This is a genomic window from Micrococcus sp. KRD070 (assembly GCF_017168435.1).
In the GTDB taxonomy this organism is placed as follows: domain Bacteria; phylum Actinomycetota; class Actinomycetes; order Actinomycetales; family Micrococcaceae; genus Micrococcus; species Micrococcus luteus.
The window spans coordinates 76,774-85,689 of sequence record NZ_JABFNH010000016.1 but is presented as its reverse complement, the minus strand read 5'-3'; the positions used below and the strand labels follow the sequence as shown (position 1 = coordinate 85,689).

Annotated in this window: 6 protein-coding genes; 1 reads left to right on the top strand and 5 read right to left on the bottom strand. The window is 68.9% G+C overall.

Going from position 1 to position 8,916, the window contains the following annotated elements; translation table 11 throughout:
* A partial coding sequence (locus J1M38_RS05235; protein WP_241246489.1) for an enoyl-CoA hydratase/isomerase family protein occupies positions 1-786 on the top strand: 786 nt, incomplete at its 5' end.
* A gap of 90 nt (positions 787-876) precedes the next feature.
* Here J1M38_RS05235 and J1M38_RS05230 read toward each other — a convergent pair.
* The 5 genes from J1M38_RS05230 to J1M38_RS05210 all read right to left on the bottom strand — a co-directional run bounded on the left by J1M38_RS05230 (position 877) and on the right by J1M38_RS05210 (position 8,914).
* Entirely contained in the window at positions 877-1,086 is a 210-nt protein-coding gene (locus J1M38_RS05230; protein WP_002857973.1) for a hypothetical protein, read from the bottom strand.
* A gap of 45 nt (positions 1,087-1,131) precedes the next feature.
* Positions 1,132-3,189 carry a DUF262 domain-containing protein gene (locus J1M38_RS05225; protein ID WP_060973628.1) on the bottom strand — a complete coding sequence of 686 codons (2,058 nt, stop codon included), beginning with the start codon at positions 3,187-3,189 and terminating at the stop codon, positions 1,132-1,134.
* On the bottom strand, positions 3,179-4,624 hold the full coding sequence (locus J1M38_RS05220) for a DUF262 domain-containing protein (protein ID WP_170748087.1): 1,446 nt from the start codon (positions 4,622-4,624) through the stop codon (positions 3,179-3,181). Before J1M38_RS05220 ends, J1M38_RS05225 begins: the two co-directional genes overlap by 11 nt.
* Positions 4,625-4,719: 95 nt before the next feature.
* Positions 4,720-5,646, bottom strand: coding sequence for a GIY-YIG nuclease family protein (locus J1M38_RS05215; protein WP_060973626.1), 927 nt, complete (start codon positions 5,644-5,646; stop codon positions 4,720-4,722).
* A 1-nt stretch (position 5,647) separates the two neighbouring features.
* Positions 5,648-8,914, bottom strand: a complete 3,267-nt coding sequence (locus J1M38_RS05210) for a type I restriction endonuclease subunit R (RefSeq protein ID WP_206481733.1) — start codon at positions 8,912-8,914, stop codon at positions 5,648-5,650.
* Positions 8,915-8,916 lie beyond the last annotated feature (2 nt).

Here is an 8,916-nt window from a genome sequence, read left to right as displayed (position 1 = left end):
AAGAGACAGCCCCACGACGACGCCCCCGCCGTCCTCGTCGAGACGCGGCCCGGCGTCGTGCGGCTGACGCTGAACCGGCCCGCGAAGGGCAACGCGCTCGGACTGACGATGGCGCGCGAGGTGCTCGCGGCGATCGCCGCGGCCGAGGCGGACGAGTCCGTGCACGTGCTCACGCTGACCGGCGCGGGGCGGATCTTCTGCGGCGGCGGGGACGTCCAGGCGATGGCCGCCGCGCCTGCCGGGCCGGAGCGGCGCGCGATGATCCAGGAGCTCGGCGAGGCGGCGGGCGAGGTCGCGGTGGCGCTGACGGGCTCTCGCCTGCTGGTGCTGGCCGGCGTCAATGGGACGGCCGCCGGGGCGGGGCTCGGGCTCCTGCTGGGCGGCGACGTCGTGCTGGTGCGCGAGGACGCGCAGCTGGTGACGGCGTTCTCCGCGCTCGGGATGACACCGGACACGGGCGTGTCCTACTGGCTGCCGCGGGTGCTCGGGCCGGTGCGCGCGACGCAGCTGCTCCTCGGCGGGCGGCGCCTGAACGGGACCGAGGCCGTCGAGTGGGGCCTGGCGACCGAGGCGGTGGCCGGCGGCGCGTTCGCGGTACGCCTGGCGGAGCTCGAGGACGATCTGGTGGCCGGTCCGGCGCACACCTATGGGCCGACGAAGGCGCTGGCGCGCGGGGCCGACGTCGAGGCGCTGCGCGCACATGTGCGGCAGGAGGCGGCGTCGATCGCGGCGGCGTCCGAGCACCCGGAGGCCGTGCGGCGGGTGGAGGCGTTCGCGGGCCGGTGAGAGGTGGGCGGCGGCGCGGGCCGTGAGTGGCCAGGCCGGCGGCGCGTGTTCAGCGGGCCGACCCCGGCCGGGTCCGCGAGGGCATGGAGGTCACTTGAACATCTTCAGGACGTCACCCAGGCCGACCGTGGTGCGCCGGTAGACGGCGTTGTAGGCGGCGCGCTTCGGATCGCGCAGCCAGCCCATCCCCTTGCGGCCGTAGCCGGGGATGACCTTGCGCTTGATCGCACGCTTGGCGCGGCCCGTGGTGCGGGCCTTGATGGACTTCTTCAGGCTGGGCTTGCGGAGACCGATCTTCATGGGGCGAGCGTAACGGGGGCCCTGAGGCCAGATCGTCCCGAGGTGTCAGGGCCGCTTGCCCTGCCACTCCTGGATCACCCGCCGCATGCTGTTCCCGTGTTCCTTGATCTGAGGGACGTCCCAGTCGCCCTCGGCGTGAAGGATGCCGGCCATGAGCTGGAACTTGAGGCTCTGCTCGTCCGAAGAGTACTGCTTCACCTTCGATACGGGCATCAGGTTGTTCCGCTGGGAGTTCTCGCGTCGGCCCATGATGCACAGGTTCCCGAAACGGTTGACGTCCTCCGCGGTCAAGGCCTCCTGCTCCTCACCCGGAACCACGGGGTAGAAGTGCTCCACCGAGGTTCGGTACCGGAACCGGAAGGCGTCGGCGCGCCTGCGGAGCACCTCCTGTTCGACATCGCTGAGGGGCTCCCGCAGATGTTCCCGTTCCATGGGCGATGTCCGGCCTGCGTCCCAGAGGATGTAGTCCAGGGCGTTGAAGACGAAGTTGGGGACGTTGACGCCGGCATCCCAGGTCTTGTCCGCCTCATAGGCGCGGAGGCGCTCCCGCGCCAGATCTTCCAGCATGTGCTGGAACGCCACGCCGTCCACACCGTCCTCCGGCTGCGCATCCAGCCATCGCAGGATGCGGTACAGGAAGTACTTGGACGTGCGGCGCGTGTCGGTGACCTGGAACATGGCCTGAAGGTTCCGGACGGCGTCCTGGACCTGCGGATCCTGGAAGGTGTTCTTCACACCCAGCCGCCGGCGCGGAGAGCGCTCGCCGGACTCCGTCTCGAGCTTCTGAGCTCGGCTGAGCACCCAGTTCTCCTCGTCCGCCTGTGTTCCCGTCGTCGCCAGAGTCCTGATCACATAGGTGTCCAGCAGAAGGCGCATACGGAGCAGCGTCACGAGGAACCGCTGAGACCAGGCCGCGTCGCCTTGGCCGTGCTGGGCGAACTGCTCCAGCAGGGAGCCGTCCTCGAGCCGCACGGCCCCCGTCGAGTCCTGGCCCCACCGTGGCAGGCCTGGCTCGGCCCCCTCACCCTTCTCCTGCATCACGCGCAGCACATGCAGCAGCAAGTTCGGGAAGTCGACGATGGTCCCGTAGGCGCCAGTATCGGCGTCGTCCTGGCATTGGTCGGACGAGGGCCCGGACTCCACGGCGGTCTGCCCGGCGGCCAGCAGAACCCCAATGATGGTGCGGGCGCCCGACGCCATCGCGGTCTGGCTCGGCGCGAGAGCTGCCCGCAGCGACGCGAAATCCCGCGTGAGGAGGGCCGACCAGGACCCGCCGAAGACGGCGTCTCTTGCCGCCTCACCGCCATCCTTCGGCCGCTCCGTCGAGAACTGGAGCTGGATGTGGCGGTCCAGAACGGCGCAGGCGTCCCAGACGTGCGCGAACACCTTCCGGTCCGTGGCGTCCTGGAGAGGCCGCATCAATGTGGCCTTCAGGATCTCGTGCTTGGCGAGCTGCTCACCGCGGGTGTTCATCACCTCGAAATAGTGGTTGAGGTCCGTGCCCTTCGGAAGTTCGGTGCGCAGCAACCGGACATGCTTCCAGAGGTACGCGAGGTCGTCGCCGTCGAACATCACCTCCTGATCGTCTGCCGGGGTTTGCCGTTCCAAGGCCCGCCGGCAGGCCGCAGCGATCGTCTCGACGGCCACCCCGATGGCGTCCACCTGGAACGACGTCCCGGCGGGGGCGCCCCGACGACGGAGGGTCGCGAGGTCCTCCCCGGCCTCGGGGCGCCCTTCGTAATCCAGGACGGCCAACGCCCGGGGGTCGAGGACACCGGCACGGATGACACGCTCCGCGACGGCTGCCAGCACCGTCAGCGTGGTCAGGCGCTGCTGCCCGTCGACCACCTCGTCGATCGGCACGCCCTCGGGAGTCGTGGCTCGGTTCACCACCAGCGAGCCGAGGTAGTAGTCGGACGAGGCTCCCTGCGTATCCGGCTTTTCCGAGCGGAGGCGAGCGCGGCGCACGTCCTCGAGGAGTGTCGCGATCTCGACCTGCGTCCAGGCGTAGGCCCGCTGGTAGACCGGCACCCGGTAGTGCCGGGCGGCGGTGAAGACCTCCTCGATCGTCAGCGCCTCAGGCGAGTGCTTCTCAGTCTGCATCGTGGGCTTCCTCCGTGTCCCAGGGCGTGTCCGAGTAGAGACGCTCCACCGGGGAGGCATCGTCCACGTACGGCCCGGGGAGGGCCGCCACGCGCCCGGTGACGGCGGCGGGGTCCAGGCTGCTCCTCATCAGGCGGAACAGGTTGACCCGGTCCTCCAGGTCCGGCGCCCCGTGCTGGCCCAGCGCGTGAAGTTCCACGGAGCGCGGGTAGACCCGCGTCAACCGCGTTCTCAATGCGAAGGCATGCCGTGCGAGCACGAGAGCGGCGCGCTCGATGTCGTGGTCGCCGAACCGGTCCGCGTAGGCCAGCAGCAGCGCTCCGTAGAGCTCCTGTGTGTAGCGGTAGCCAGCGCCGGTACCGGTGGCCCGGACGAGCCGGGTGATCGTCTGGAATCGCCTGTTCTCCCTCCCACGACGGGCGTCGTCCTCGGCGGTCTGCTCCGCGTCCGTCGCGGAGACGCCGAGGTCCCTCGCGAGCCGGGTGTAGTGGCGCACGAGGCGGAAGAACATCTCACCGTCGATGACGGGCTGGGTCAGCTGGAACGGGAATTCCAGCGGAGGAAGGGCACCGTGCGCGATCAGCGTGGCGTTTCGCCCGTTGTAGTCGTCCACGTGGGCCTTGGCCATGAGAAGCCCGTGCGCCCAGGGCAGTCGGCCGAGGCCCGTCGGCCCCGCGGAGATCCCCTTGAACGCTCCGATCCGGGACGCGGTGAAGCCGTCGCGCGGCAGGGACTCACCGGCGCTCCAGCGGAGGATCGGATAGAGCAGACGCGAGAAGAGATGGTGGATCTCGAACGGCGGGGTAGCTTCCCACTCCCGCACGGCCGCGAGGATCGCCGCCCGGTCCGATGTGGCCTCTGCATAGGCGCGGAGGTGGTATGCCTTCAGTAGGTCGGTGGGCAGGAGCGCCCGGCCGCGGGTGTTCTGCGAGTCGAACATCTGGAAGGCCGCGTCGAGGTCGCTGACGATCAGGCGCACCAGCGTGCAACGGTCCAGGAAGTAGTCCGCGAAGTCCTCGACCTCGGTGCTGTCCCAGGACCGGAATGTCTGCAGGATGAGGCGGTGGTTCTCGACGATGTGGCGCTCCGACACGTCCCGGCGGCCCGGCGGCAGCTCGATGGCCGCCGCGCGGTCCAGGGCCGCACGCTGGTGCTCGGCGCGCTCGGCGGTGTCGCCCAGGACCTCCTGCAGTGCGAGCGCGATCAGGGCGAAGGTCATGTACCGCTGCTGGCCGTCGACGATGTCCAGCCAGCCGTCCTCGAGGTGCACGATCATGGTGCCGATCCGGTAGGACGCGGCCGCACGGAAGCGACGGATGTCCTCGACGAGCTGCCCCGTGTTCGTCGTGGACCACGTATAGGGCCGCTGGTACTCGGGGATACGGAGACGAGGGTCGCGCAGTGCGTCCGCGACGGTCAGGACGTTCGCGGTCAACGACCCGGAGCGCCCCGTCCCCGGTCCTTGGGCGTCGCTCTGGGCACCCCGCGGATGGTCGACGGCGGCATCCAAAGCGGTCGGCCGCGTCCTCATCAGGCGTCGTCTTCCATGGGCTCCGGCGCGGCCGAGGCGGCCTCGACCTCGCCGAGGGTGCGCCCATCCGGCGCCCGCCATGAGGACGGCCCGCTCATGCTCCCGCCGGCCACGAATCCGGCCGCGGCCGAGGAGCTGGTGAAGGAGACGTCCTCGGTCAGCACCCCATCGGCACCGATGTGGTCGGCGAAGCGCTCCCGGCCCGCCCGGACACCGGGGGGTGCGCTGGGCCGCAACCCCTCCATGAGGCCGCTGCCCCGCAGGACGACGAACCCGTCCGGCGTGGGGTGTCCCTGGGCTCTGACGCCGTTGACCGTCATGGTGAACAGGGTGCGCTTCGGCGCCGCTTCGGGCGCCTGGGTGGCCCGGCCCGCCGCGGCCGCGGCATGTGAGCCGTCGGCGCTCTCGAAGACGCGGTGCCCCAGGGCGCTGATCAGGAGCTTGGCCTTGTCGGCGTACTCCTCCAGCTCCGCCTTCTTCTCCTGCGTGACGTTGCCCTGGGAGGGTGCCACCGCATTGTCCACGGTGAAGCGCCCGGCCGTGGTGGCCGCCTGGTGGAAGTAGTGCTCCAGGTAGGTCACCTCCGTGGGGCCGAAGGTGTCCCCGAGGGTGGAGAGGAGTATGGCCCGGTTCCAGAAGTCGTGCGCCTCTTTCCGGACGTGCTCCCGGATCCTGCCCACCATGCCGTTGCCGTTGGCCCGCCCGACGGCCTGCCCGACGTAGACGACGTCGTCGCCGGAATCGGCGTCCTGCCCCAGCAGCAGGTACACACCGGTGCCTTCGAACGCCTCGGGGTGCCCGTCCGCGTTGAGACTGGTGCGTGGCACCACGTACACGAGGCCCGTCCAGTTGTCGAGGGTGCACTTCAGCCGACCGGTGGGTGCACCGTCCATCAGGAAGACCTGCAGTGTCTTGGGATGTGCCATCTCAGCTCCCCTTCCGAACGCGCGACGGCGTCGCACTCGCCCTCTCATCGACGGAAGTGCCCTGCGAAGGGGCCGTTTCGTCAGCGAAAACGGCGGACCGTCCATGAGCAACGTCCACCGGCCCGGCCCCCTCGCTCCGCACCTTCCAGTACAGGTACTCCCCGATCGCCGCGACGATCATCTTGGACGGGTCCCCGCCCCTGCCCACGATGTCCGTCATCTTCGCGAAGGCGTCCTCGTTCGCGTACACGGCTCCCATCGCCGACCGTTCCAGGTTCGGGCTCGCGAGGAACTGCTCCAGCGAGTTCGCTCCGGCCTGGCCCAGCAGCTTCTCGTCCTCCATGAGCGGCGCCACGAGGGCACTGACCCATGCCTCCTGCTGGGACGGGGAGGCATCCACGCCTTCGCCGGCGAAGATCTCGTTGATCTTCTCGATCACTTCCTCCAACGGCCCGCGCTGCTTCTCACGCGCCTGCCCGCCTCCCACGGCGGTGGTCCCCTTCAGCGCGGCCCCACCGGTCAGCCCGATGTCCCCCGAGGACGTCTTCTTCTGCCGGATGCTCACCAGTTGCACATCGCTCAGGTCGATCAGCTCCTCACCGCCGGGCTGATCGCCCACGAGCTGCACCAGGTGCCGCAGGAACAGTGCCCGCTTGTAGTGCTCGGTGTCCCCGAACTCGTAGATCTGGGAGAGGAAGTCGTAGAGGCTGACGAAGGACCGCATGTCCTTGCGCGTCAGCACGAGCTCAGTCACGCGCGTCTCGTCCTGGTTCATCCGCGCATGCGCCAGCTCCTTGCGGAACCGGTAGGCCACGGGCTCCAGCGCAGCCTGCAGGCCCTCCTGCCCGCTCCCCGGCTTCCACGCGACCCACACCTCGACGAACGCGTCGACCTCGTCCCAGTCGTACACACCCGCGGCGTCGAGCTTCGTCCCCAGGTCGTGGATCAGGTTCGGGTCCGTCACCGTCTCCAGCTTCGCGCCGGCGTAGTACGGCTCGAAGGCGGCCTGGATGTCGTCTTCGGAGTTCACGAAGTCCAGCACGTAGGTGGTGTCCTTGCCGGGCGCCGCGCGGTTCAGGCGCGACAGCGTCTGCACGGCGAGCACGCCGGAGAGCTTCTTGTCCACGTACAGGGCACAGAGCTTCGGCTGGTCGAAGCCGGTCTGGTACTTGTTGGCCACGATCATCACCTGGTAGCCGTCCCCGTCGAACGCCTTCGCCAGGTTGCCGGTCACGGACGGGTTCATGGACCGTTCGGTGACCTTCTCGAGCCCGAATTCGTCGTCGGTGATCTCGCCGGAGAAGGCCACCAACGTGTCCACGTCCGTGTACCCCATGTCCTGGATGTACTGGTCCATCTGGCGCTTGTACCGGACGGCGGCGGCGCGGGAGTCGGTGACCACCATGGCCTTGGCCTGCCCGTCGAGCAGTCCGGCCACGTTGGCGCGGAAGTGCTCCACGATGATCTTGACCTTCTGGGCGATGTTCGTGGGGTGCAGCTTGACCCACCTCATGAGCTTCTTGCTCGCCTCGGTCTGGTCCACTTCGGTGGTCGGCTTCCCGACGGCGGCCCGGTCGCCTTCCGGGCGGAACTCGCCCTGCTGTCCGGCCAGGGCCAGCTTGAAGGCGGTGCCGTAGTTGGTGAAGTTCTTCAGCACGTCGAGGATGAACTCCTCCTCGATGGCCTGCTGCATGGTGTACCGGTGGAAGGAGGCCGGGATCTCCTGGCCCTTCTCGTCGTACTCGCCGGAGGGGCGGCCGAACATCTGCAGGGTCTTGTCCTTCGGGGTGGCGGTGAAGGCGAAGAAGCTGATGTTCTCCGGGCGTCCGGTGGCGGCGACCTCGGCGGCGAGGATGGACTCGGTGTCCGCCTCTCCCCCGTCGTCGAGGTCGGCCTGCTCGTCCGGGGTGAGCACGCGCTTGAGCTTGGCGGCGGCGGAGCCGGTCTGGGAGGAGTGCGCCTCGTCCGCGATCACCGCGTAGGTGCGGCCGGCGAGCGTCGAGTCACCTTTGAGGAGCTCAAGCACGGCGGGGAAGGTCTGCAGCGTCACCACGATGATCCGATTGCCCTGCAGCAGGGTCTGCTTCACCAGGGCGGACTTGCTGGTGGCCTCTCCCCCGAGGTTCTTGCGGTCCACCGCCACCACGGTGCCGGAGGTCCGCTCGATCTGCCGGACAGCCTCCTGAAGCTGGTCGTCCAACACGGTGCGGTCGGTGACCACGATGACCGAGTCGAACACCCGCTGCTCGTCCACCCCGTAGGTGGAGAGCAGCCGGTGGGCGCTCCAGGCGATGGTGTTGGTCTTGCCGGAGCCCGCGGAGTGCTCGATCAGGTAGGACTTGCCGGCGCCCTCCTCACGGACGGCGGCGAGCATTTGCGTGACGGCTTCCCACTGGTGGAAGCGCGGGAAGATCAGCGTGGACTTCCGGCGCGAGCGGCCGTGCTCGTCCTCCACGGTCTCCCTCTTGAGAAAGACGAACTTCTGGAGGATCTCGAGCCAGGTGTCCCTCTGGAGAATCCGCTCCCACAGGTAGGCGGTGGAGGACCCGCCGTTCGGGTTGAGGGGGTTGCCGGCGTGGCCGTCGTCGCCCTGGTTGAAGGGCAGGAAGAAGGTGTCCTTCCCGGCCAGCTTGGTGGTCATCCAGACCTCGCGGTTGGAGACGGCGAAGTGGACCACGGCGCGGGTGCCGAACCCGAACAGCGGTGTGGCCTTCGGGTTGCGCTCGCGGTACTGCTTCTTCGCGTGGCCGATGGACTGGGTGGAGTCGGTCTTCAGCTCGATCGTCGCCACGGGCAGGCCGTTGACGAACAGCACCAGGTCCACGGACTGGTTGGTGGCCGGATTGAAGTGCACCTGACGCATCACGCGCAGCCGCATGCGTTCGTAGGAGGCGACGGCGGCCGGGTTCAGGTTCGTGGCCGGCCGCGGCTCGGCCATGCGCAGGGTGGCGGAGGTGCCGACCTTGAAGCCCTTGCGGAGCACGTTGAGGGTGCCGCCGACGCCGGTGTCCTGCGGCTTGTTCAGCACGTCGATCAGGCGGGTGGTGATCTGGTCCCGCTGTGCCTGCTGGGCAGAGGCCGGGGCATCGGCCTTCACGAGGCGCCCGTAGTCCTCCGGCTGGTTCTCGGCCAGCCAGGCGTGAACGTCCTCCGGGAAGATCGCGTTCTTGCGGTCGTAACCGTCATCGTTGGGCGAGTAGAGCCAGCCGTGCTGCTCCAGGTACTCGCAGATGAAGGTCTCGAGCTCGCTCTCGTTGTGGATGGCCATGG